The organism is Bacillus sp. NPDC057893, assembly GCF_042796455.1.
Lineage (GTDB): Bacteria > Bacillota > Bacilli > Bacillales > Bacillaceae_G > Bacillus_A.
In genome coordinates this window covers 1-26134 of sequence record NZ_JBHVNG010000006.1, presented here as the reverse complement: position 1 = coordinate 26134, position 26134 = coordinate 1, and the positions used below count along the sequence as shown (strand labels likewise).

Genomic DNA, 26134 nt, shown 5'->3' with positions numbered 1-26134 from the left:
CTCCTATATGCTGTAAAAACTTGAAGTAGAGCTTTCGAGGTAAAACAAAAAGTGCTCTCCTTCTTATCAGTAATAAAAGATAAGAAGGAGAGCACTTTTATATGTACTCATTCACATCTTCTCATCTTCCAAGCCTTTATAGGCTTGCTGGAGTTAGCACGGTATTAAAAAATCCGTTGCTGAGGTATCGTAGGGCCAGTCCCTCCACCTCTCTGGATAAGAGTGTATCGATTAAATTGTCGTTTAATTAAGTCTTATTATAGAACTCAGAATAATGAGAGTCAATACAATTTTTAGAAAAAATATTAATCATTTCTCTATTTAAATTTTTAAATAAAAAATCACAATACAATAGTAATTTTTATAGTTATGTAAAATCCTCCTCACTCATACTTTTAAAGAGGAGAATCTTCTCTACTAATTGAATAACAGTATTTCAATATGAATTCGGAGGAAGATAAATATATGAAAACAGCCCTTCTGCTCGTCGATATTCAAAATGATTATTTTCCAAATGGCAAGATGGAATTACGTAATCCAGTAGAAGCAAGTGAATATGCTGATCAGCTACTACAACACTTTAGAGTGAACAACGAACCTATTTTTCATATCCAACATGTAGCTATAAAAGATAGCGCTACTTTTTTCCTACCCAATACAGAAGGTGTCCATATTCACGAGAATGTCCGTCCGCTTAGAGAAGAAACTGTTATACTCAAACATTATCCAAATAGCTTCCGAGAAACTAATCTTCTAGAGCAATTACAACGTTTAGATATTGAGCACGTCGTCATATGCGGGATGATGACTCATATGTGTATTGATGCTACCGTAAGGGCTGCATTTGATTTTGGTTTTCGTTGTACCGTTATACATGATGCTTGTGCTACAAAAAATCTTTCCTTTAAGAATGCTACTATACCAGCTGTTTATATTCATAATACAATTTTGGCGAGTTTAAATGGAGTGTATGCAAATGTAATGAGTACAGAAGAATTTTTAACGACCTAAAAAAACACTCCGTTCAGTGAGCAAAGCCGAAAGGAGTGTTTTTTTGTCTAACCATAGATTTTCTTTCAAATTGTATTATACAGGAAATCCTCAAAATGAATACTAAAAAATATGACTAATAAGTCAATTTTTCTCGTTGTTTTGTTTCTATTTTCATGTTTATCCCGATATTAATAGGGTTTAACTAATTCTAAAGAATACATAGTAATATTTGGTAACTATTTCTCAATTCAAATTAACTAGCTTCTATTATAGAGAATTTCTCAAAAAAAAAGAGATCTTCACAAACTGTGAAGATCTCTTCTACTATTCCTTATAAAGTTTCAGAAGTAGTTTTTGCTTGCATGTGAAGTGCTAAGTAATCAGGGCCACCAGCTTTAGAGTCTGTACCAGACATGTTAAAGCCACCGAATGGTTGGTAACCTACGATTGCACCAGTACATCCACGGTTGAAGTATAAGTTACCAACGTGGAAGTCTTCACGTGCTTTTTCAATATGGTCACGGTTGTTAGTAACAACTGCTCCCGTTAAACCGTATTCTGTATTGTTTGCAATTGCAAGTGCATGATCAAAGTCTTTTGCTTTACAGAATGCTACTACTGGTCCGAAGATTTCTTCTTTCATTAAACGAGCATCTTCTGCAACGTCAGCAACGATTGTTGGTTGGATGAACCAGCCTGTAGAATCGTCTCCTTCGCCACCTGATACGATTTTACCTTCTTCTTTACCAATTGCAACATAGCTCATTACTTTATCGAATGCAGCTTGGTCATTAACAGGTCCCATGTTGATATCTTTTGCATCTGGGTTACCTACTGTTAATTCTTTTGTTAATTCAACAGCACGATTTAATACGTGATCATATACATCTTCATGGATTACTGCACGAGAACATGCAGAACATTTTTGTCCTGAGAATCCGAATGCTGATGCAACGATAGATTTAGCTGCTAATTCAAGATCTGCTTCTTTATCAACAACGATTGTATCTTTACCGCCCATTTCAGCGATAACACGTTTTAACCAAATTTGTCCTGGGTTTACTTTTGCTGCACGTTCGTAAATACGAATACCTACATCACGAGATCCAGTGAAGCTAACGAAACGTGTACGAGGGTGATCTACTAAGTAATCACCAACTTCAGAACCATTACCTGGAACGAAGTTTACTACGCCAGCTGGTAAACCAGCTTCTTCTAATACTTCCATAAATTTCGCTGCTACTACAGGAGTTGTACTAGCTGGTTTTAGTAATACTGTGTTACCAGAAACTAAAGCAGCTGTTGTCATACCTGCCATAATTGCGAATGGGAAATTCCAAGGAGAAATGATAACACCTACTCCTAATGGAATGTAAGAGAAACGATTATATTCAATTGGACGGCTTTCTACTGGCATACCGTCTTTTAATTTCAACATTTGACGAGCATAATATTCCATAAAGTCGATTGCTTCTGCTGTATCAGCATCTGCCTCATTCCATGGTTTACCTGCTTCTTTTACAAGAATAGCAGAGAACTCATGTTTTCTACGACGAACGATTGCTGCAGCACGGAATAAAATGTCTGCACGCATTTCTGGTTTTGACTTTCTCCAAGTTTGGAATGTTGCATCCGCTACTTGCATTGCTTTTTCAGCTAATTCACGGCTTGCTTTTGAAACGCGACCAACAAGTTCCTCTTTATTTGCAGGGTTTACAGAAACAATTTTGTCTTCTGTAGTGATTTTTTCTCCCCCGATAATTAATGGATAGTCTTGTCCAAGATAAGATTCTACTTTCTTTAAACCCTCTTCAAACGCTAATTTGTTAGCCTCTACTGAAAAATCTGTAAATGGCTCATGTTTGTATGCTACTACCATTTTTTTAGCCTCCCCTTAGAAAAACGTTTACATTTTACAACATTATTCTACACGATAATTTAGATTTATTCAAATATTCCTAGACTTATATTTTAAAAATTAATAAATTTTTAAAATATAATAAAAAAAAAGAGATTCATACATACGTATGAATCTAAAAAATATGAGTATATTCCAAAACATTTTTCCCGATTAATAAAATAGTAACTAACAAAAATAAAGTCCTTACATATCCAACACCTTTTTGAACCGCAAACTTCGATCCGAAATACGCACCTAAAATCATTGATAATCCCATAATTATACCGTATTCAAAATGAATCACATCTAAAAATAAAAAAGTAATTAAAGATACGATATTACTAACGAAGTTCAAAAGTTTTCCAGATGCTGCCGCTTGAATAAAATCCAAACCAATTAATAAAAATGCAAAAATTAAAAAGGATCCTGTCCCTGGTCCAAAAAATCCATCATAAAACCCTATCATTAAAATAACAAAGAAAAACATTAATGTTTTCCCTTTTGTCATCTTTTTATAGGTAGATGCACTTCCCCAATCTTTTTTCGCAATAATATAAATAGCAATAAAAACCAACATTACGAGCACTAATGGACGCAAAATATCAGGTGGAATAAACTTTACTACTAAAGCGCCTGCGACTGCTCCAATAATAGTTAACGGGATTAACTTTCCTACAATCCGAAAATCCACCTTGCCTGATCGAATAAAATAAATTGTACTCGTAAGCGTCCCCATCGTTGCAGCTAATTTATTCGTTGCGATTGCCGAAGCTGGTGATAAACCAACAAACATAAGTGCAGGAAGCGAAATTAACCCTCCCCCTCCAACAACCGAATCAATGAAAGCCGCTAAAAACCCGAATGCAATTAATAAAATAATGACTTGAAAGCTTAGTTCTTCCATGACTTTGCCCCTTACCCCTTTATTTGTAACATTTAAAATTATAACAAAATTTTTCAAGAAAAAAAGCTGTTCCTTTACGGAACAGCTCTCATCTTTAATCTAAAACTTTCACAAACGGTTCATCTTGCTTCGCTTCACGTATAATAATTGCTTCTGGACGTTCTACAGATTTAATTGTTACTTGTACTTTCATATAATTCGGGAAGTATTCCATAACAAGTCCAGCTACATATTGTGTAAAACCAATTACTTCAGCTTTCCCATTGAATTGGACAGGAATATCGAGCTTCATTTCTTTTAATTCATCATCTCTATACATTCCAGTACCGATAACAGCTGTATAATCACCTTGGAAATACTCACTTAACTTCGCTTTAAAGTTTGACACCCTTGCAAGGTCTTCACGTTTATTATCCGCTTTTGCTTGTTCAGACGGGAACAAATAATATTTCTCATTGATTGCTTTCCAATCCTCAACCGTTTCACTACCTTTTTCTACCTTAGCATAAGAAACAAAATTCCCTGGCACAAGTGAAGACTTTGGACCTTGACGATAAATTGCAAATGTTATCGGAATATTTTTTGTGTTAGCGTTTTTTTGATGCATGACTTTCAAGATTTCTTGTGCCATTCTTTTCCCTTCAGCTAACATTTTTTCATCTGGGATTGCAGCTTCACGTGGATACCCATGCTCTTCCTCATAATATTGAATAGAATTCATCGCTAATCCAATTACAATGCCGTCAGGTTCAACATCGTTCCCACCTTTTTGTACGTAGTAATCATGCTCTAAAATATTTGAGATATACATTGGATTTTTTTTATTTTTCACTTCTAGTGACTCCGAACCTTCACTTAAGGCTGGATTCAGTCCGATATTCGGAAATTTAACTGCATCTTTTTTCAACTTATCCTCTAGCTCTTTTTGTTCAGCATCTGTACGCTTCCTTTTTACAAGCATTTGTATATTTTGAGCATCTAGAACCTTTCCGCCTTTAAAGAAATAATCTTTCGTACTAAATGATTCTTTGGCAATGCGCATTAGTCCTGTTTCAAATTCATCTATATCAAGGCGACTATTTAAACCTTGTACAACTAAACCACGTGCCTTACCTGGATCAAATGGAACCGTTGTCTTATAATATTCATCCGAAATGGAGTATTTCGGGATAACTGCTTGTTCTTTCGCTTTCCCCGATTTCTCAACTGCTTTTTCATCTTTATTGGAACCCATACTACACCCACTTACAAGTAGGCTAAGACTTAATACCGCTAACGCTATTTTTTTCATTGTAAGTTTGCACCTCTTACTTATTCAGCTCTTGTAAGAACCTCTCTTCATTCCAAACTTCAACATTGTGCTTCTCTGCTTGCGCTAATTTCGAACCAGCAGCTTCACCAGCAACAACTAAATCCGTACTTTTACTAACACTTCCTGTTACTTTTCCACCTAATGCCTCAATCTTCTTCTTTGCTTCACTGCGTCCCATAACTTCTAATTTCCCTGTTAAGACGACAGTTTTTCCTGCAAAGTACGATTCAACATTTTGTAGATCAGCAACTTTTATACCTTTGTATGCCATGTTCACGCCATACTCTTTAAATTGTTGTAATAGCTCTAATACGTCTTCATTATCGAAATACGTTACAACGGATTGAGCCATTTTTTCACCAATCTCGTTAATTGTTTTTAGTTCTTCTTCCGTTGCTTTCACAAGCTCATCCATCGTTTCGAAATGCTCAGCAAATGTACGTGCGGCTTTCACACCGACGTGGCGAATACCAAGACCGAATAATAATCGCTCTAATGAGTTTTCCTTAGAGTTCTCAATTGCTTGTACTAGATTTGTTGCTGATTTTTCACCGAAACGTTCTAGTTGTAATAATTGCTCTTTCGTCAATGAATATAAATCAGCAAACGTACGAATATAATCCGCATCAAAGAGTTGTGTAATTACACGTTCTCCAAGTCCATCAATATTCATTGCATTTCTTGAAACGAAATGGATTAATCCTTCACGAATTTGAGCTGGACAAGTCGGATTTATACATCGAAGTGCTACTTCTTCTTCTAAACGAACAAGTTCACTCTCACATGCTGGACAATGCGTTGGCATATGATATTCTTCTTCCTCACCAGTACGCTTATCAAAAATAACGTTCACAACTTCAGGAATGATATCTCCAGCCTTTTTCACAACAACGTAGTCACCAATTCGAATATCCTTTTCACGAATTAAATCTTCGTTATGTAAAGAAGCACGACGAACGATAGTACCAGCCACTCTAACTGGCTCGAGCTCCGCAGTTGGTGTTACAACCCCTGTGCGGCCGACACTTAATTCAATCCCTGTTAATCTCGTCACAACTTCTTCAGCTGGGAATTTATAAGCTATTGCCCATCTTGGACTCTTTGCTGTAGTTCCTAAGCTTTCTTGAATAGCAACATCGTCTACTTTTATAACGATTCCATCAATCTCATAATCAAGATGCGGACGTTTTTCTTGCCACTCTGCTACATACGCTATTACATCTTCAATTGTTTCACATGTACGACGATTTGGATTCGTCTTAAATCCAAGCTCACCTAAGAAATCCAGCGATTCACTGTGGGATGGAATTGTTTTTTCTTCTACATTAGCAAGACCATACACAAACATAGATAAGTTACGCTTCGCTGCAATTTTCGGATCAAGTTGGCGTATCGATCCTGCTGCCGCATTACGTGGATTCGCAAATACATCTTCACCATTTTGCTCTTTTTCCTCATTTAATTTAACGAATGAACGCTTCGGCATATAAGCCTCGCCTCGCGCTTCTAACGTTACTTCTTCATTTAATCGAAGTGGAATTGCTTTAATCGTTTTCAAGTTTTGGGTAATATCTTCACCCGTTACACCATCACCACGTGTTGCACCTTGAATAAAGCGCCCTTTTTCATAATGAAGTGAAACAGCAAGTCCGTCAATTTTTAATTCGCATATATATCTTACATTCGTATCATCAATTCCTTGACGTACTCTTCGGTCAAAATCACGCAAATCTCCTTCATTAAATGCGTTACCTAAACTTAACATCGGTGATTTATGCGTTACCTTTTCAAATATATCAAGTACAGCTCCCCCAACTCGAATAGAGGGGGAGTCTTCCGTTACAAATTCAGGGTTCTCTGCTTCTAATTTCATAAGCTCCTGCATATCACGGTCATATTCCGCATCAGAAACAGAAGGATTGTCTAATACGTGATATTGATAGTTAAATGTATTTAACAAATCACGCAGTTCTTCTATACGTTTTTTTGTTATCTCTTTTGACATATCCTCAGTCCTTTCCTATTGTTTCGTCACAGGTGCAAATTTTGCTAATAAACGTTTAACACCAATTGGGCTTGGAAACGCAATATCTAACTCTTTTGCATCACCTTCACCCTTTACACTTACAACTGTACCGACTCCCCACTTCTGGTGAGAAGCTTTATCGCCTACTGCCCAGCCAATTTGCTCGCCACCTGTTGTCTTAACAGCCGGACGCACGAAAGCTGAACGAGAACGTGTTGTAGTTGCGCTTGTCGTTCTTCCTTTTGCACCAAACGAAGTTTCACGCTTCGGTGCTGTTTCATTTAATGATTCCACCAATTCTGCCGGAATTTCTGTAATAAATCGAGATGCTGCATTCATACTTGTTCTACCAAATAAAGTACGCATTTGCGCATTGGATAAGTATAACTCTTCTTCTGCACGAGTAATACCTACATAAGCAAGACGACGCTCTTCTTGCATTTCATCCTCTTCCATAAGAGAACGAGTATGCGGGAATATCCCTTCCTCTAAACCAACAATAAAGACAACTGGGAACTCTAACCCTTTTGCTGAGTGCATCGTCATTAAAATAACTTCTTCACCAGCAGTTGGATCTTCATCTACACGATCAATATCCGCAACAAGAGCTAAGTCCGTTAAGAATGCAACAAGGCTCTTATCTTCACTTTGAGATTCGAATGTTTGCGTAACAGATAAAAACTCGTCTAAGTTTTCTAAACGACCTTCTGCTTCTAAAGAACGCTCATTTTTCAACATATCGCGATAGCCTGTTTTTTCAATAACTTCTTCTACTAATTCCGTAACAGATAAATACTCTTGCATATTTACCCAGTTGTGTAATAAACCTGCGAATTCTTTTACTGCCTTTGTAATTTTTGCACTTACTCCAACATGCTCAATCTCATCTAATACAGCAGTTAATGAAATTCCATTTTGTACACCGTAATTAATAATTTTATCAATAGAAGTCGCACCAACCCCGCGCTTTGGCATGTTAATAATACGCGCGAAACTAATCTCATCATCTGGATTCCCAATTAAACGTAAGTACGCCAAAATGTCTTTAATCTCTTTACGGTCGTAGAACTTAGTACCGCCCACAATTTTGTAAGGGATATTAGATTTCAGGAAAATCTCCTCGATCATACGAGACTGGGCATTTGTACGATATAACACTGCAAAATCAGTATATTTTCGGTTCCCCATTTGAATATCATCACGAATTTTTTTCGCAACAAAATACGCTTCGTCCTTTTCGGTTGCAGCACGATAATACGAGATTTTGCTCCCAATTTGATTGTCTGTCCATAATTTCTTCGGTTTACGGTTTGAATTTTTTTCAATTACAGCATTAGCTGCATTTAAAATATTTTGTGATGAACGATAGTTTTGTTCTAACAGAATAACTTGCGCATTTTCATAGTCTTTTTCGAATGACAAAATGTTAGAAATGTCAGCCCCGCGCCAGCGGTAAATAGACTGATCCGAATCACCAACAACACAAAGGTTTTTAAAACGTGATGCCAAATGTTTAACAAGAAGGTACTGGGCTTTGTTCGTATCTTGATACTCATCAACGTGAATATATTGGAACTTACGCTGATAGAACTCTAGCACTTCTGGAACACGTTCAAATAGCTGAATCGTCGTCATAATTAAATCATCAAAGTCTAATGAGTTATTTTTCAGAAGGCGTTTTTGATATTCTGTATATACATCGCTCGTTAATTTTTCATATGGATCAGCGGTTGTAATTTTTTTTGCATATTTATCTGCAGATAACAGTTCATTTTTCGCATTACTAATACCCGCTAAAATAGAGCGTGGTTCAAACTTCTTCGGGTCAATATTGCGCTCCTTCATAATTTTCTTTACTACAGTTAACTGATCACCTGCATCTAAAATCGTAAAGTTACGATTAATCCCAATGCGGTCAATATCACGTCGTAAAATACGTACACACATAGAGTGGAACGTAGAAATCCAAATATCTTCTGCTTCTGGTCCAACAAGTTTATCAATACGCTCACGCATTTCACGAGCAGCTTTATTTGTAAAGGTAATTGCTAGTACATTCCATGGCGCCACACCTTTTTCACCAAGTAAATACGCAATACGGTGTGTTAACACACGTGTTTTCCCACTACCTGCGCCTGCCATTAATAGAAGTGCTCCATTTGTTGTTTGTACTGCTTTTTGTTGCTGCGGATTTAAACCATTTAATAACCTATCTGTCGTACTCATATGCGCCTGCACCTACTCTCCTTTTACTGCTTTAACTGTTTTTAACGCCAATTTTATATCATCATAAATAACATTTCCAACAACTACTGTATCAGCATACTGTGCCATTTCTTTCGCTTGTTCTGCATTAGAAATACCACCGCCATAATATAGCTTAGCTTGCTTCAATTCTGCTTTTACATTTTTAACAAGTTCAATATCTCCATACGTCCCGCTATATTCTAAATAGAATATCGGTAAATGTAATAGCTTGTCTGCTAAACGTGCATATGCAATAACATCATCTTCTGTTAAATCACATTTTGCATCTGTAAGCTGGGCTACTTTCGCTTCTGGATTTAAAACACAATACCCTTCCATGAAAATTTCGTCCCAGTCCATAATATCCCCAAATTCTTTCAATGCCTCATGATGAACACCTGTTACCCATTCTACTTTTCGGCTATTTAAAACACTTGGGATGTAATAAAAATCAAATCCCGGTGTAATTGCTTCCAAATCAGAAACCTCTAACACACAAGGAACTGCATATCTACGAATGCTAACTAGCATGTGTAATACGTTATCAATTGTAACTCCATCACTTCCGCCTACAATAACAGCATCCGTTCCAGATTCACAAATCATTTCTAAATGTTCGTCACTTAACTCCTTATTTGGATCAAGCTTAAATACATGTTTCCATTTGGAAATATCGTACATGAAAACACCCTTTCTTTTCTCTAGTTATATCTATATTTCTGTTCAAAATAACAGTTAATTTTTATCAGGAGTTTTTAAATTCCTTGCTATATCTTTACCAGACTTTTTGAACTTCCTTACTATATTTGTTCAAAAAGGAGGATATAGAGAGCCGAGCAGGTCGAGGCGCATTCGCCTGGAGGAACGGAATGTAGTTTTCCCTACATGAGTACCGGACTGGCCGTATGCAACGATGAAATGCGACAGCTATCTTTACCGGACTTTTTGAACTTCCTTTTACGCATTCTTTCATTATAACAAAAAAAGCTTCCTACACACACGCCCAATCCAACATCTTTTTCAACGTCAAATGTTGGATTACATATCAAAAAGCTTATACGGAATACTAACAAATGAAATAGTATTTCTATTTCGAAGTTCATCAAAAAGGAGTGTTTTTCTAATGAAGCAAAACATCGGCACAATTAGTGCTCTAATTCGAATTACACTCGGACTCATCCTCTTCGGTTGTAGTACAGCTAAACTCGTACGTAAACCTTGGTGCACTTGGTCTAAAGTTTTGCTATGGATTGGTGCCATGAAAATTGCGGAGGGAATCGTTCGTTTCTGCCCTATTGTTGAAGCCTGTAAGTTTGGAAAATATATGAATATGAGCGCATTTAAAATGCCTAGCATGAACTTTACTGAAAAAGGCCATAATAAAGAGGAAGTTAAGCAAGCTTCCAGTCATGACAAACCAAAGTCAAATGGAAGTTATGACACTTCTGACAAAGAGATTGAGTCAGCGATTGAAGAATTAATCCTGGCAAAACCGCTTTGAATCATTTGTCACGATGCAAGATGCTCTCAAAGAGACTTAGCTGCTGCAGTGGGCGGTTAAGTCTTCTTTATTTTACCACAAACAGAACGTACATTCTTTTTTTACCCTTAAAACGTACATAAAAGATATCAAACAATAAAATTCAGAAAATTAGGTTTAACCCCCTTGCATGTAATGATATAAAAGTGATATCATTTTTATATCAAGGAGGCGATCATATGAAAGAAAAACAAGTATTTTATGTCAATGGATTTCTCGGCGTTATTGGAATTTTAGTTTTAGCCGCTATCGGTGTATTTTGCCTGGTACAAGAAATGTTTGTAATAGCTATTTTAGCTCTCATATTAGCATCTGTTTTAGCTACAGGTATCGGTATCGTTCAACCTAATCAAGCGAAAGTTATTACGTTCTTCGGTAGTTATTTAGGAACAATTCGTCAAAATGGTTTATTTTTAACAATTCCATTCGCGTTTCGTCAAACTGTATCTTTACGTGTTGAAAACTTTAACAGTAAGAAATTAAAAGTAAACGATGTTGAGGGCAATCCAATTGAAATTGCAGCCGTTATCGTATATAAAGTTGTTGATTCCGCAAAAGCAATGTTTGGTGTTGAGCATTACGATCGATTCGTAGAAATTCAAAGTGAAACAGCAATTCGCCACGTTGCTACAAAATATCCTTATGATAATTTCCAAGATGAAACTTGTATCACGTTACGAGGAAATACTGAAGAAATCTCTGAAGAATTAAAGCGTGAGTTAGAAGCACGCCTTGAAATCGCTGGCGTAGAAGTATTAGAAACTCGTTTAACACATTTAGCTTACGCAACAGAAATTGCCCATGCAATGCTCCAACGTCAACAAGCAAAGGCAGTATTAGCTGCTAGAAAAGAGATTGTTGAAGGTGCTGTGAAGATGGCGAAAGATTCAATCCATATGTTAGATGAAGAAGGCGTACTGGAACTCGATGACGAGCGTAAAGCAAATATGGTGAACAATTTATTAGTTGCCATCGTTTCAGATAAAGGTGCGCAACCAGTTATTAATACAGGAAGCCTATACTAAAGGTTGTAAGTGATTATGGCCAAAAAGAAAAGCTTTCCATTACGTATTGATCCTGAATTACACGCAGTCATCGAAAAATGGGCGAATGATGAGTTTCGTAGCGTCAATGCACACATCGAGTATTTACTTCGAGAAATGGCAAAGCAAAAAGGGAAATTAAAAAAAGATAAAGATGCATAAAAATCCCACTGAGAAATCAGCGGGATTTTTTATACATTAGCTTCTCGTCATCTCATGCCCAATTGCACGATATCCTATATCACTTCGGTAAAATAAACCATCACTCTCAATTTTACCGATTTCTTTATAGACCTTATCTTTCGCTTCTTGTAAACTATTCGCCTTACAAGCAACAAATAATACACGGCCACCGTTTGTTACAAAGTCACCATGTTTCATCGCTGTACCCGCATGGAAAACAATCACATCTTGCAGTGCATCTAATCCTTTAATAATTTCACCTTTTTTATATGCTTCTGGATATCCTTTCGAAGCAAGTACGACACCAATAACTGCTTCCTTTGACCATTCTAACGTCAATTTACTTTCATCTAATACAGCGTTACATACATCAACTAAATCATTTTCTAAGCGAGGTAATACAACTTCTGTTTCAGGATCACCAAAGCGTGCATTGAACTCAATTACCTTTGGACCATCATTCGTTAAAATAAGCCCCGCATATAAAATTCCTGTAAACGAACGATTTTCTTGGATCATCGCTTTAGCAGTTGGATGTAATACTGTTTGAATCGCTTCTTGAACCGCTGACTCCGGAATTTGTGGTACTGGGGAATATGCACCCATTCCGCCTGTATTAGGACCTTTATCGCCATCAAAAGCTCGTTTATGATCTTGAGCAATTACCATTGGATGCACAGTTGTTCCATTTACAAATGCCATTAATGAAAATTCTTGTCCATCTAAAAACTCTTCAATAACGACCTTCTTGCTCGCTGCGCCGAATTTCACATCTTGTAGCATTTCTTTCACAGCTTGCAATGCCTCTTCAAGCGTCATTGCTACGGTTACACCTTTACCAGCAGCTAACCCATCTGCCTTAATTACGATCGGTGCACCAACTTTCTGAATGTACTTTACTGCCTCTTCATAGTCTGTAAAAGTTTCATATGCCGCAGTTGGAATATCATACTTTTTCATCAATTCTTTTGTAAAAGCTTTACTACCTTCAATAACAGCAGCCGCTTTATTAGGCCCAAATACACGAAGTCCCTCTTCCTTAAAGCGATCAACGATTCCATTCATAAGTGGAATTTCTGGTCCAACGAAAGTTAAGCCTACATTGTTTTCTTTTGCAAATAAGACTAATGCATCAAAATCATTCTCATCAATATCAACTGGTGTTGCAACGTCTCGCATACCTTCATTACCTGGCGCTACATATATTTTTTCTACCTTTTCAGATTGTGCAAACTTCCAAGCTAAAGCATGCTCACGTCCACCACGGCCGATTACTAAAACATTCATATTTCATCCCCCAATAATTAAATAAGTACAAACTAGAAGCTATGCTCCTAGTTTGTTTTCATATCAATGTAAGTTTAAAAAGGAGGATCAAGAGAACCGAGCAGGTCGAGGCGCATTTGCCAGGAGGACACGGAGTGTAGCTTTCCTACATGAGTACCGCACTGGCATTGCAACGACGACATGCGACAGTTATCTTGACCGGACTTTTTAAACATCCTCTATTAATGTTTGAAATGACGTACGCCAGTGAACACCATCGTAATCCCATACGCATCTGCCATTTTAATAGAATCTTCATCACGAATCGATCCGCCTGGTTGAATGATCGCTGTAATTCCAGCTTTTGCTGCTTCTTCTACTGTATCTGGCATTGGGAAGAAAGCATCAGATGCAAGTGCGCTACCTTGTGCTTTTTCGCCAGCTTGTGTGATTGCAATCTTCGCAGAACCTACACGGTTCATTTGTCCAGCACCAACACCAATTGTCATATCATCTTTCGCTAAAACAATTGCATTTGATTTCACATGCTTTACAACTTTCCAAGCTAGTTTTAAATCTTTCCATTCTTGCTCTGACGGTTCACGTTTCGTTGGAATTGAAATTGCACTTTCATCTAATGATAATGTATCTTCCTCTTGAACAAGAAGACCACCTTGTACAGAAGTTAGCTTTTTGCTTGCAGTCGTTGCCTTTTCAATATTTACAGTTAGTATGCGCAAGTTTTTCTTACTTTGTAACACTTCTAAAGCTTCTTGTGAGAACGAAGGTGCAATAATAATTTCTAAGAAAATTTCGTGTAACTTTTCTGCTGTAGCTTTATCAATTTCACGATTTGCTGCAATAATACCGCCGAAGATTGATACTGGATCCGCTTCATAAGCACGTGTGTATGCTTCATGAATATCCATGCCTACTCCAACACCACATGGATTCATATGTTTTACCGCTACTACTGCCGGTTCTGTAAATTCTTTCACGATGCTAAGCGCTGCATCCGCATCATTAATATTGTTGTAAGATAATTCTTTACCGTGCAATTGTTCTGCATATGCAACAGAAGACGTTGCTGCGAATGGTGCTTTATAGAACGTTGCTTTTTGATGTGGATTTTCGCCATAGCGTAAATCTTGTTTTTTCTCAAATGTCACCGTTACTGTTTCTGGGCTTTCTTCGCCCATTTGCTTTGTTAAGTAATTAGAAATTAACGCATCATATGCCGCTGTATGACGGAATACTTTCGCTGCTAATTTACATTTCGTTTCCTCTGTTACTTCACCGTTCTCTTTCAGTTCTGCTAATACAACATCATAATCTACTGGATCTACAATTACCGATACAAATTTATGATTTTTCGCAGCAGAGCGAATCATTGTTGGGCCACCGATATCAATATTTTCAATTGCATCAGCAAATGTTACATCAGGCTTAGCGATTGTTTCTTTAAATGGGTATAAGTTAACAACAACAAAGTCAATTGGTTGAATACCTAATTCATTCATTTGCGCTACATGCGTTTCATTATCACGAACTGCTAATAGACCACCATGAATATTTGGATGTAATGTTTTTACACGGCCATCCATAATTTCTGGGAAACCAGTTACTTCAGAAATACCAATTACTTGCAAGCCGTTTTCTTCTAATAATTTTTTCGTACCACCTGTTGAAATAACTTCAATCCCTTGTTCAAGTAAACCTTTAACAAATTCTACTACTCCTGTTTTATCTGAAACACTTACTAATGCACGCTTTTTCATTTATCCTTCACCCCTGGTTGTATGTTAGTTAACAGTTGGTTTTTTCACAGACTGAACAATTTGATTCACTGTATTTACGTATAATTTATGTTCAACTTGTTGAATTTTCTTTTGTAAGCTTTCTCTCGTATCCCCTTCAGAAACAACTACTGCTTCTTGCGCAATAATTGGACCTGTATCCATACCTGCATCTACATAATGAATCGTTACTCCAGTTACTTTCACACCTGCTTCTAACGCTTGACCAACAGCATCTTTACCTGGAAAACTCGGTAATAGTGATGGATGAATATTAATAATTTTTCCGCCGTATGCTGCTAGTAAAGTCGGTCCAATTAAACGCATATATCCAGCTAAAATAACATAATCAATTTCATACTCTTCTAGCTTCTTTAATATCTCTCTTTCAAATGCTTCTTTTGACTCATATGCTTTCGCTGAAAAGGTGAAACACGGAATATGGTGATAATGTGCCCGTCCAATAGCGCGTGCCTCTGGTTTATCACATACTAATAAACTAATATCTGCATCCAATCTTTTTTCTTCTACCGCATTAATAAGAGATTGAAAGTTAGAGCCGCTCCCAGAAGCAAAAACTGCTAATCTACTCATACTTCTGTTCCCTCAATAAAGGTAACACCAGATCCTTGTACAGTGTGTCCAATAATATGAGCTTTCTCGCCTTGTTCCTCAAGAAGACGAACAATATCTTTTGCCTCTTCTTCCTTTACTGCTACTACCATACCAATACCCATGTTAAAAATATTGAACATTTCTTTCTCTTCTAGTTTTCCAACCTCTTGAAGTAAACTAAAAATCGGTTGAACTTGCCAAGATCCTAATTCAATTTCCGCACCGATTCCTTCTGGCAACATACGTGGAATATTTTCAATGAATCCACCACCTGTAATATGTGCCATACCGTATACTTCATGTTTCTTCAATAGTTCTAAAATAGGTTTGACATAAATTTTCGTTGGTTTTAATAATTCTTCACCAAGAGGTAGTTCTAAACGTCCGTAAATACGATCTAAAGATAGCTCTCCATCTTCTAGTAGTACTTTTCTTACTAAAGAATAACCGTTACTATGAATACCGCTAGATGCTAAGCCAATTAATACGTGACCAGCTTCAATCTTTTCACCTGTTACAATTTTCTTTTTATCAACAATTCCAACTGTAAAACCAGCTAAATCGTATTCTTCCGTAGAATACATTCCTGGCATTTCAGCTGTTTCTCCACCAATTAATGCACAACCAGCTTGGCGACAGCCCTCTGATATACCTTTGACGATGTTTTCAATTTTACTAGGTTCAGCTTTACCACAAGCAATATAATCAAGGAAGAAAAGCGGCTCTGCTCCTTGGACAACAATATCATTTACACACATTGCTACTGCATCAATACCAATTGTGTCATGTTTATCTGCCATAAAAGCGAGCATCAATTTCGTTCCCACGCCATCTGTTCCAGATACTAATACAGGTTCTTCTAATGCAAATTTTGATAGATCAAACATACCTCCAAAACCGCCTAAACCGCCTAGCACTTCTTTTCTCATTGTTGTTTGTACGTGTTTTTTCATGCGAGATACCGCTTCATATCCAGCTTCAATATCTACTCCTGCTTGCTTATATGCATTCGCCATCGTTTTTTACACCTCGTCTTTTAATTTCTCCCCATCCAGGGCGGCCGTTTTAAGAAAGAAGCTAGCTTCTACATCAAAAGAAGTAGAAGCTTTTTTCTTCTTATTTCATACTTTCTAAAAGCTCTTGCTCATAATCATAAAGAGCTGTTGGATAGTCTCCATTGAAGTAAGCCATACATAGACCACCGTATTTCCCTTCATATGGGCGTCCAATTGCATCTACTAATCCATCTTCACTTAAAAATGTTAAAGAATCTGCTCCGATGATTTGACGGATTTCTTCTATTGTATTATTTGCTGCAATTAATTCTTTTCTCGTTTGAATATCAATGCCATAGAAGCATGGATACTTAAGAGGTGGTGAAGCAATTCTTACATGGACTTCTGTCGCTCCAGCCTCGCGAAGCATACGAACAATTCGTTTACTTGTCGTTCCTCTTACGATAGAATCGTCAATCATAACAACTCGTTTTCCTTCAACTACACCTCTTACTGCTGAGAGCTTCATCTTAACCCCTTGCTCACGCAGTTCTTGAGAAGGTTGAATAAACGTACGTCCAACGTAACGATTTTTAATTAATCCTAACTCATACGGAATTCCTGTCGCCTCCGCATAACCAATTGCTGCTGAAATACTAGAGTCTGGTACACCAGTAACAACATCAGCTTCAATAGGAGCTTCCGCCGCTAAACGTTTCCCCATGTTTTTGCGTGCTGCATGAACATTAATACCAGCGATATTAGAATCTGGACGTGCAAAGTAAATGTATTCCATACTGCAAATCGCATGGTCTACTTCATTTGTAAAACGATCTACGTGAATTCCTTCATCATTGATAATAAGCAATTCACCAGGTTCTACATCACGAATGTATGTTGCACCAACTACATCGAAAGCACATGTTTCCGATGCTACAACGTAAGCATCCCCCATCTTTCCAATTGAAAGAGGACGGAATCCATTTGGATCTAGCGCAACGATCATTTCATTTCCAGTTAGTAAAAGATATGCAAACGCACCTTTCACTTTATTTAGGGCCTCTTTTACACTATCAATTAAAGAATCTTTTGTACTACGTTTAATGAGGTGTAAAAGTACTTCTGTATCTGAACTTGTTTGAAAAATACTTCCCTCTGCCTCTAATTCACGACGAAGCATTTTTGCGTTAATTAAATTTCCGTTATGAGCTAACGCCATGCTATGATCAGAAAAACGGAATAATAATGGCTGAACGTTAGCAACTTCACTTCCACCAGCTGTTGCATATCGTACGTGTCCAATTGCTGATTTCCCGTTTAATCCCTCTAGCTCACCTCTTGAAAACACTTCTGATATTAAACCTAATCCCTTGTGACCGACGATCTTTTCCCCATTATTTACAACAATGCCTGCGCCCTCTTGCCCACGGTGCTGCAAACTGTGCAATCCATAGTACGAAACTTGTGCTGCATTTTCATGCCCCCAAATTCCGAAAACGCCACATTCTTCATTTAACCCCTTTATTTCAGTAAGCATGGGATTGCCCCTTTCCAAGCCTTTCTCATTTCATCTACATTTGCTGTAAGTAATACTTCATTTTCTTCATTATGAATTGTTACTTCATTTGTATTTGTAACTTCTCCAACTTGAATTGCTTCAACCGCTTTCTCAAATGCTTCTTTATTTTCACGTTTTACAGTTATAACGAAGCGAGATTGTGATTCTGCAAATAATACTGCTGTTGCTTCTCCATCTAATTTCACAGTAGCACCTAAACCGTTAGCACCAATTGCACTTTCAGTAATTGCAACTGCTAAACCACCTTCTGCAACATCATGTGCAGATTGAACAAGTCCAGCTTGAATTGCTGCTAGTAATTGTTTTTGGCGTTTTAATTCTACATCTAGATCGATGCTTGGTGATTGACCGAAAATTTTCCCATAGATCATTTTCTGTAATTCACTTCCGCCAAACTCAGCTTTCGTCTCTCCAATTACATAAACTAAATCGCCAGCTTGTTTAAATTCTTGTGTTGTTACGTGTTTTAAATCGTGTACAAGTCCAACCATCCCAACAGTTGGTGTTGGATATACAGCTTCACCACTACGCTCGTTATACATTGATACATTCCCGCCGATAACTGGCGTTTGTAACTTGCGGCAAGCTTCACTCATACCGTCTACTGATTTCTCAATTTGCCAGAAGATTTCTGGTTTTTCTGGGTTACCGAAGTTTAAGCAATCTGTAATTGCAAGTGGCTCCCCGCCAGAACATACGATATTACGTGCTGCCTCTGCTACTGCAATTTTACCGCCCACTTCTGGATCTAAATAAATGTAGCGAGAGTTACAATCTGTCGTCATTGCTAATCCTTTTTCTGTACCGCGTACACGTACAACCGCTGCATCTGAACCTGGTGTAACAACTGTGCTTGTGCGCACTTGATAATCATATTGATCATATACCCACTCTTTACTTGCAATCGTTGGTTGTTGTAATAGAGATAATAATGTTTCTTTATAATCCTCTACTTGCGGTGTTTCCATTTTCATCTGCTGGAACTCAGCAAAGTATGCTGCTTCTTTTGACGGTTTATAATAAATTGGCGCTTCTTCTGCAAGAGCATCCGCTGGTACTTCAGCTACCATTTCGTCTTTATGGAATAAGCGAAGCATTTTATCCTCAGTTACTTTCCCCATCGTAACCGCTGCAAGACCATACTTCTCAAATAAATCTACTATTTCTTGCTCTCTACCCTTTTTCACAACGATTAACATACGCTCTTGTGATTCAGATAACATCATTTCATATGGAGTCATTCCTGTTTCACGCTGCGGTACATCATCTAAGTACATTTCAATACCCATACCTGCTTTACTTGCCATTTCTGCAGAAGATGATGTTAAACCAGCAGCTCCCATATCTTGAATTCCAACAAGTGCATCAGACTGAATAAGTTCTAAACATGCTTCAATAAGAAGTTTCTCCATAAATGGATCCCCTACTTGAACTGCCGGACGCTTCGCTTCTGAGCTTTCAGATAACTCTTCAGATGCGAATGTTGCACCATGAATACCATCACGACCAGTTGATGCTCCTACGTACATTACTGTATTACCAGCACCATGTGCTTGCCCTTTTTTTATATCTTCATGATTAATTAGGCCTACACACATTGCATTTACAAGTGGATTTCCTTCATAACATGGATCAAACTGTACTTCTCCACCAACAGTAGGAATACCGATGCAGTTACCGTATCCTGCGATTCCTGCTACTACTTCTTCGAATAAATATTTCACACGTGGTGATTGTAATTCACCGAAACGAAGTGAGTTTAATAGAGCTACCGGACGTGCGCCCATAGAGAATACATCGCGAATAATACCACCAACGCCTGTTGCTGCCCCTTGATATGGCTCAATTGCAGAAGGATGGTTATGACTTTCCATTTTAAATACAACCGCTTGATTATCACCGATATCTACAATTCCAGCGCCTTCTCCAGGTCCTTGTAAGACACGCTCACCTGTCGTTGGAAACTTACGAAGAACTGGCTTTGAATTTTTATAACTACAATGTTCAGACCACATAACAGAGAATAGTCCCGTTTCTGTATAATTCGGCAAACGGCCTAAAATCTTTTCAACCATGGCAAACTCTTCGTCTGTTAGCCCCATTTCCGCATATATACGCTCTTCTTTAATTTGTGTTGGATTTGGCTCAAGCATTAACGACATATGTTTCCCTCCACTGTTTTAAGATAGATTGAAAGACTTTTAACCCTTCAGCACCGCCAAGTAATTCATCTACAGCACGCTCTGGGTGTGGCATCATACCAAGAACATTTCCTTTTTCATTTACAATACCTGCAATATCTGAAACGCTTCCATTCGGATTTTCTACGTAACGGAATGCGATTTGATTATTCTCTTCTAATTGTTTAAGAGTCGCTTCATCACAATAGTAATTTCCTTCGCCATGTGCAATTGGAATGTTAATTACTTCATCTTTTTCATATTGTGATGTAAACATCGTTTCATTATTTTCAACACGTAACTGAACAGTACGGCACATAAACTTTAAGTTTTCGTTTCTCATTAATGCTCCTGGTAGTAATCCTGATTCAACAAGAATCTGGAATCCATTACATACACCTAAAATCGGCTTTCCTTGCTCAGCAGCTTTTTGCACTGCTTTCATTGCATTAGCAAAGCGAGAAATAGCACCACAGCGTAAGTAGTCACCGTAAGAGAACCCACCTGGTAATAGAATCGCATCATACTCATCTAAGTTCTCTGTATCATGCCAAACGTAATCTACTTCTTCGCCAAGCTCATCTTTAATTGCATGAAACATATCAACATCACAGTTCGAACCTGGAAATACTATTACGGCAAATTTCACTGTGCGACAACCTCCTCAACTTCATAACGATAGTCTTCCATTACAACGTTTGCTAATAGTTTTTCGCACATTTCTTTTACCTTGCTATCCAAATCAGATACTGATTTATCAATTGTTAATTCCATATACTTTCCGATTCGAACGTCTTGTACTTCTGTAAATGAAAGACTATGAAGTGCTCTCTTTACCGCAGTTCCTTGTGGATCTAATACACTTTCTCTTAACGTTATATATACCTTAACTTTATACATGTGAAGCTCCCCCTAAACGTTTTAAAATTTCTTCATATGCTTCTGTTAAATTCCCAAGATCACGACGGAATACATCTTTATCAAATTTTTCATTGCTCGTTTCATCCCATAAACGGCAAGTATCTGGTGAAATTTCATCTGCTAATATGATTTCCCCTTCTTCTGTTACGCCAAACTCTAATTTGAAATCTACTAATCTTACACGACAGCTTGCGAAATGCTCAATCAACACTTGATTGATTTGTAGAGCTGCATCTCGTAATACGCTTACTTGCTCTGGTGTTGCAACATTTAACAAACGAATATGATCTTCCGTTACAAGTGGATCTCCTAAATCATCATCTTTGTAGTAAAATTCTACGATTGGTGTTGTAAGAGCAGTTCCTTCTTCCATTCCTAGTCTTTTTGAAAGACTACCTGCAATTACGTTTCTTGTGACAACTTCTAATGGAATAATACTCACCTTTTTGACAAGTTGTTCTGTATCAGATAACTTCTCCACAAAGTGCGTTTCAATTCCGACTTCTTGTAACTTTCTGAACAATAAAGTTGTAATCTCATTGTTCAAACGACCTTTTCCTGTAATTGTCGCTTTTTTCTCCCCATTGAAAGCAGTCGCACTATCTTTGTACTCTACCCAAACCATATCTGCTGCTTCTGTACGATAAATTCTTTTTGCCTTACCTTCATACAGCAATTCTAGCTTTTGCATTTCGCAAGCCCCCTGTAGTTTGAAAAATGTGAATAATATTTTTATAAAGAATGGCACAGAATGACTCTATTCTGTGCCATATGAAATTTTACGCTTCGTTTAATCCAAGGCGTTCAAAGATTGTATCAACGTGTTGCATATGATGTTCATAATTGAAACATTCGTTAATTTCTTCTTGCGTTAACTTACTTGTAATACGCTCGTCAGCTTCTATGAGCTCTTTAAATTGTACTTGTGTTTCCCAAGCCTCCATCGCTTTAGGCTGTATGATATCATAAGCTTCTTCACGTACCATGCCTTTGTCAATTAGTGTAAGCATTACGCGCTGAGAGTAAATTAAGCCGTATGTTCTTGTCATATTGCGTTTCATATTCTCTGGGAATACAGTTAAGTTTTTAACGATATTACCAAAGCGATTTAACATGTAATTTAACGCAATTGTAGCATCTGGTAAAATTACGCGTTCTGCAGAAGAGTGAGAGATATCACGCTCATGCCATAACGGAACATTCTCGTAAGCTGTCATCATATAACCGCGGATAACACGAGCTAAACCAGTCATATTTTCAGATCCAATTGGATTACGTTTATGCGGCATTGCAGAAGAACCTTTTTGACCTTTTGCGAAAGCCTCTTCAACTTCACGTGTTTCACTCTTTTGTAAACCACGAATCTCAACTGCTATCTTTTCAACAGATGTTGCGATTAGTGCAAGTGTTGACATGTAATGTGCATGACGATCACGTTGCAATGTTTGTGTTGAAATTGGTGCTGCTTCTAATCCTAAGTTTTCACAAACATACTTTTCTACGAATGGATCAATATTTGCATATGTACCAACCGCACCAGATAATTTACCAACGCGAACTGTATCAGCAGCTTGTTTGAAACGCTCTACGTTACGTTTCATTTCTTCATACCAAAGACCAAGTTTTAAACCAAATGTTGTTGGCTCTGCATGTACACCGTGTGTTCTTCCCATCATAATCGTGTACTTATGCTCTTTCGCTTTATTAGCTAAAATGCTAACAAAGTTTTCTAAGTCTTTTAACAAGATTTCATTTGCTTGTTTTAAGATGTAAGATAAAGCTGTATCTACTACGTCTGTAGATGTTAAACCGTAATGAACCCATTTACGTTCTTCACCTAATGTTGGTGTTTCTGATACAGCACGAGTGAAAGCAACTACATCATGACGTGTTTCTTTTTCAATTTCATAAATACGATCAATATCAAATGATGCATGTTCACGAATTTTTTTCACATCTTCTTTTGGAATATCGCCAAGCTCAGCCCATGCTTCACACGCTAAAATCTCAACTTCTAACCACGCTTTAAATTTGTTCTCTTCCGTCCAAATCGCACCCATTTCAGGGCGTGTATAACGATTAATCATCTTTTTCCCTCCAGCAGTTGTTCTTGATGGTCCCAAATATGCAAACTCTTCGCTTTTTCTAGAGCGACTTCAATATTATCATTTAAAATATTAACATGCCCCATTTTCCGCTGTGCTTTTGCTTCTTCTTTTCCATACAAGTGTAAATAGCACCCGGTTAGTCTATTCACTTGTCCTAGGACCCCTTCTATATGTTCGCCTAAAATGTTCACCATGACAACTGGTTTTAACAAATTTGTTTCTCCAAGAGGTAAATTACAGATTGCTCGAATATGTTGACCAAACTGACTCGTTTCACATGCATCAAGTGTATAATGCCCTGAGTTGTGCGGTCTTGGTGCTAATTCATTAATGTAAATCTCACCATCAGCTGTAGCAAACATCTCTACCGCTAGTGTTCCCACAAGCTTTAATTCATCCGCAAGTACTTGTGCATATTCAATCCCTTTTCGCGAAAGCTCTTCTGTAATACGAGCTGGAACGATAGATTCGTGCAAAATGTTATTCACATGAATATTTTCTGCGACTGGGAATACTTTCGTTTCACCACTTACACTGCGAGTTACAATAACTGATATTTCCTTTTCAAATGGCACCCATTTTTCTAGAATACATTCAGCTTTACTAACAAGCTCCCTTGCCCTCTCAACATCAGCTTCACATCTTAAAACAACTTGCCCTTTACCGTCATATCCACCTGTCGTTGTTTTTAGTACCGAAGGGAAGGACAGCTCAGCAATTGCTTCTGAAAGTTCATCTTGATTCTGAACTAGTTTATAAGATGCGACTGGTAAACCAGCCTTTACAATCGCATTTTTTTCTGTAAAACGATTTTGCGTTTTGTTTAATAATTGACTACCTTGTGGTAAATACGCATGTTTCTCAAGCCATTGTAAACATCTATAATCAATATTCTCAAATTCATATGTGACAACATCGCTTATCTCTGCTAAATGCTGAATCGCTTTCAAATCATCATAAGATGCAATAACTTCAACATCGGCAACTTGTGCACATGGTGAATGTTTAGTAGGATCTAAAACAGCTATTTTATAACCCATTTCCTTAGCTGCCAGCGCCATCATTCTTCCAAGCTGGCCACCGCCAATAATTCCAATTGTCTTTCCAGGTAAAATGATTCTCGTCATACTAGTTCACTACCTTCACGCACAGTTTTCTCAATAGCTTCTCGTCTCAACTCTAATACATCATGTATATCATCATGAAATGATCCAAGTATTTGTGCTGCCAGTAGTCCAGCATTTGTTGAACCAGCCTTACCAATTGCAACTGTTGCAACTGGAACCCCTCCTGGCATTTGGACAATTGATAATAACGAATCTAGGCCGTTTAACGCTTTTGATTGAACAGGGACACCAATTACAGGAAGATTTGTCTTCGCTGCAACCATTCCTGGTAAATGTGCTGCTCCACCAGCTCCAGCAATAATAACTTTTAGTCCACGTTCACGAGCTGTTTCTGCATATTCAAACATATAATCCGGAGTCCGATGAGCGGATACAACTTTTTTCTCATACGGTATATTTAATTCATCTAAAATGTCACAAGCATATTTCATTGTTTCCCAGTCTGACGTGCTTCCCATTATGACTCCAACTAGTGATTTCATATTAGAATCCCCCCGATTCAAATAAAAAAAGCCTGAAATAGAACAGTTTCTCTTTTACTATGAGAGAAAGCGCTCTACTCAGGCATACGTATCCCTTGTGAATAGAAAAATACCGAGTGACTTTCCCCCATAGTCCAACGAATAACGGTCGTTAGGTAGAGACTTGCAGGCCATATCCCCGCGATTATATGAGGTCTTATATATTATTGTTTCTATGGCTATATTAACAATATTTCATAAACAATGTCAATAAATAATCGAATGTTTTTTTATTAGTCATCGATAACGTTCGTGTTTTAGTTATATTCAAAAGAAGAATTGCAACTATATACAAGAAGGAAGGGAAATTAGAATATATATTTCTAGAGATCTATTTTACGTATAACTGTTTATATGGTACTTCCGTATATTTTAATTAAAATATATACACTCTTGTATTCTATACATCAATAGAACTTATATTATAACGATTTAATTTCTAAGGAGGAATAACCGTGAAAAAAATAACTGTGTTATTACCCTATTTATTTTTCTCCAGCGCAGTAATTGCTGTAATTATTGAATACTTATTTATATCATCCCATTTTTTCTACTCTCATTATTTAAAATATACACTTATGATAGAAATAATCTTTCCTATCTTAGGGATTATTTTAGGAGCATTCGGAAAATCAGGAGTACAAAAAATCATTGCCATTATTTTAAACAGCCTCTATTTCATTCTTTTTTCTTCTTTAGCGTTATTAAATTTATGGATTTTAACATTTGGTAAATAAAAATAAACACAAAAAAACCTAAGTCGAAACGACTTAGGTTTTTGCTTGGCAACGTCCTACTCTCACAGGGACAAGGTCCCAACTACCATCGGCGCTAGAGAGCTTAACTTCCGTGTTCGGTATGGGAACGGGTGTGACCTC

23 protein-coding genes, 1 rRNA gene and 2 riboswitches are annotated in these 26134 nt (G+C 37.4%); of the genes, 5 read left to right on the top strand and 19 right to left on the bottom strand.

Features of this window, described 5'->3' with window-relative positions; genetic code table 11:
• Window positions 1-118: 118 nt before the first annotated feature.
• Window positions 119-223, bottom strand: a riboswitch (SAM riboswitch).
• Window positions 224-441: 218 nt separating this feature from the next.
• Entirely contained in the window at window positions 442-1011 is a 570-nt protein-coding gene (locus ACFVQC_RS22665; RefSeq protein ID WP_377899336.1) for a cysteine hydrolase family protein, read from the top strand.
• Window positions 1012-1324: 313 nt separating this feature from the next.
• Here ACFVQC_RS22665 and pruA read toward each other — a convergent pair whose 3' ends face one another.
• The 6 genes from pruA to pcrB all read right to left on the bottom strand — a co-directional run bounded on the left by pruA (window position 1325) and on the right by pcrB (window position 10063).
• Window positions 1325-2872, bottom strand: coding sequence for an L-glutamate gamma-semialdehyde dehydrogenase (pruA, locus tag ACFVQC_RS22660; RefSeq protein WP_002151484.1), 1548 nt, complete (start codon window positions 2870-2872; stop codon window positions 1325-1327).
• Window positions 2873-3026: 154 nt separating this feature from the next.
• On the bottom strand, window positions 3027-3797 hold the full coding sequence (locus tag ACFVQC_RS22655; RefSeq protein WP_377895372.1) for a TSUP family transporter: 771 nt from the start codon (window positions 3795-3797) through the stop codon (window positions 3027-3029).
• Between the two features lie 94 nt (window positions 3798-3891).
• Window positions 3892-5088 carry a CamS family sex pheromone protein gene (locus ACFVQC_RS22650; RefSeq protein WP_377895374.1) on the bottom strand — a complete coding sequence of 399 codons (1197 nt, stop codon included), beginning with the start codon at window positions 5086-5088 and terminating at the stop codon, window positions 3892-3894.
• 16 nt (window positions 5089-5104) lie between these two features.
• Window positions 5105-7114, bottom strand: a complete 2010-nt coding sequence (gene ligA / locus ACFVQC_RS22645) for an NAD-dependent DNA ligase LigA (protein ID WP_377895376.1) — start codon at window positions 7112-7114, stop codon at window positions 5105-5107.
• A 15-nt stretch (window positions 7115-7129) separates the two neighbouring features.
• Complete coding sequence (gene pcrA / locus ACFVQC_RS22640) at window positions 7130-9361, bottom strand: DNA helicase PcrA (RefSeq protein WP_377899335.1); 2232 nt, start codon at window positions 9359-9361, stop codon at window positions 7130-7132.
• Window positions 9362-9373: 12 nt separating this feature from the next.
• A complete protein-coding gene (gene pcrB / locus ACFVQC_RS22635) occupies window positions 9374-10063 on the bottom strand; it encodes a heptaprenylglyceryl phosphate synthase (RefSeq protein WP_002151476.1) in 690 nt (229 codons plus the stop codon).
• Window positions 10064-10505: 442 nt separating this feature from the next.
• Between pcrB and ACFVQC_RS22630 the strand changes: the two genes are divergently transcribed.
• From ACFVQC_RS22630 to ACFVQC_RS22620, 3 genes are all read left to right on the top strand, one after another.
• Window positions 10506-10883: a YgaP family membrane protein gene (locus tag ACFVQC_RS22630; protein WP_002159494.1), complete on the top strand. Its 378-nt coding sequence runs from the start codon at window positions 10506-10508 to the stop codon at window positions 10881-10883.
• Between the two features lie 218 nt (window positions 10884-11101).
• Entirely contained in the window at window positions 11102-11947 is an 846-nt protein-coding gene (locus ACFVQC_RS22625; RefSeq protein WP_002063557.1) for an SPFH domain-containing protein, read from the top strand.
• 15 nt (window positions 11948-11962) lie between these two features.
• Entirely contained in the window at window positions 11963-12127 is a 165-nt protein-coding gene (locus ACFVQC_RS22620; RefSeq protein ID WP_001085171.1) for a type II toxin-antitoxin system antitoxin, read from the top strand.
• Window positions 12128-12163: 36 nt separating this feature from the next.
• Here ACFVQC_RS22620 and purD read toward each other — a convergent pair whose 3' ends face one another.
• The 12 genes from purD to purE form a co-directional block, all read right to left on the bottom strand.
• Window positions 12164-13435, bottom strand: a complete 1272-nt coding sequence (purD, locus tag ACFVQC_RS22615; protein WP_377899334.1) for a phosphoribosylamine--glycine ligase — start codon at window positions 13433-13435, stop codon at window positions 12164-12166.
• A gap of 221 nt (window positions 13436-13656) precedes the next feature.
• Window positions 13657-15192 carry a bifunctional phosphoribosylaminoimidazolecarboxamide formyltransferase/IMP cyclohydrolase gene (gene purH, locus ACFVQC_RS22610; RefSeq protein WP_377895385.1) on the bottom strand — a complete coding sequence of 512 codons (1536 nt, stop codon included), beginning with the start codon at window positions 15190-15192 and terminating at the stop codon, window positions 13657-13659.
• Window positions 15193-15216: 24 nt separating this feature from the next.
• A complete protein-coding gene (gene purN, locus ACFVQC_RS22605; protein WP_377895387.1) occupies window positions 15217-15804 on the bottom strand; it encodes a phosphoribosylglycinamide formyltransferase in 588 nt (195 codons plus the stop codon).
• Complete coding sequence (gene purM, locus ACFVQC_RS22600; protein WP_002010019.1) at window positions 15801-16841, bottom strand: phosphoribosylformylglycinamidine cyclo-ligase; 1041 nt, start codon at window positions 16839-16841, stop codon at window positions 15801-15803. Before purM ends, purN begins: the two co-directional genes overlap by 4 nt.
• Window positions 16842-16941: 100 nt before the next feature.
• Window positions 16942-18357, bottom strand: coding sequence for an amidophosphoribosyltransferase (gene purF / locus ACFVQC_RS22595; protein WP_377895390.1), 1416 nt, complete (start codon window positions 18355-18357; stop codon window positions 16942-16944).
• Window positions 18342-20561, bottom strand: a complete 2220-nt coding sequence (purL, locus tag ACFVQC_RS22590; RefSeq protein WP_377895392.1) for a phosphoribosylformylglycinamidine synthase II — start codon at window positions 20559-20561, stop codon at window positions 18342-18344. The genes purF and purL overlap by 16 nt, the downstream gene beginning before the upstream one ends.
• On the bottom strand, window positions 20545-21228 hold the full coding sequence (gene purQ, locus ACFVQC_RS22585; protein ID WP_002159503.1) for a phosphoribosylformylglycinamidine synthase subunit PurQ: 684 nt from the start codon (window positions 21226-21228) through the stop codon (window positions 20545-20547). Before purQ ends, purL begins: the two co-directional genes overlap by 17 nt.
• Window positions 21225-21479: a phosphoribosylformylglycinamidine synthase subunit PurS gene (purS, locus tag ACFVQC_RS22580; RefSeq protein ID WP_377899333.1), complete on the bottom strand. Its 255-nt coding sequence runs from the start codon at window positions 21477-21479 to the stop codon at window positions 21225-21227. The genes purQ and purS overlap by 4 nt, the downstream gene beginning before the upstream one ends.
• Window positions 21472-22191 carry a phosphoribosylaminoimidazolesuccinocarboxamide synthase gene (gene purC, locus ACFVQC_RS22575; RefSeq protein WP_341307843.1) on the bottom strand — a complete coding sequence of 240 codons (720 nt, stop codon included), beginning with the start codon at window positions 22189-22191 and terminating at the stop codon, window positions 21472-21474. Before purC ends, purS begins: the two co-directional genes overlap by 8 nt.
• 88 nt (window positions 22192-22279) lie before the next feature.
• The gene (gene purB / locus ACFVQC_RS22570) at window positions 22280-23587 is read right to left on the bottom strand and encodes an adenylosuccinate lyase (RefSeq protein ID WP_377895397.1); all 1308 of its coding nucleotides are present in this window, start codon (window positions 23585-23587) and stop codon (window positions 22280-22282) included.
• Entirely contained in the window at window positions 23584-24735 is a 1152-nt protein-coding gene (gene purK / locus ACFVQC_RS22565) for a 5-(carboxyamino)imidazole ribonucleotide synthase (RefSeq protein ID WP_377899332.1), read from the bottom strand. The genes purB and purK overlap by 4 nt, the downstream gene beginning before the upstream one ends.
• Window positions 24732-25217, bottom strand: a complete 486-nt coding sequence (gene purE / locus ACFVQC_RS22560; RefSeq protein ID WP_377895401.1) for a 5-(carboxyamino)imidazole ribonucleotide mutase — start codon at window positions 25215-25217, stop codon at window positions 24732-24734. Before purE ends, purK begins: the two co-directional genes overlap by 4 nt.
• Window positions 25218-25327: 110 nt before the next feature.
• Window positions 25328-25429: riboswitch (purine riboswitch) on the bottom strand.
• A 282-nt stretch (window positions 25430-25711) separates the two neighbouring features.
• On the opposite strand from purE, the gene ACFVQC_RS22555 reads away from it, so the two are divergent.
• A complete protein-coding gene (locus ACFVQC_RS22555; protein WP_016096968.1) occupies window positions 25712-25993 on the top strand; it encodes a hypothetical protein in 282 nt (93 codons plus the stop codon).
• A 43-nt stretch (window positions 25994-26036) separates the two neighbouring features.
• Here ACFVQC_RS22555 and rrf read toward each other — a convergent pair.
• A 5S ribosomal RNA gene (gene rrf, locus ACFVQC_RS22550) occupies window positions 26037-26134 on the bottom strand; the annotation flags it as partial.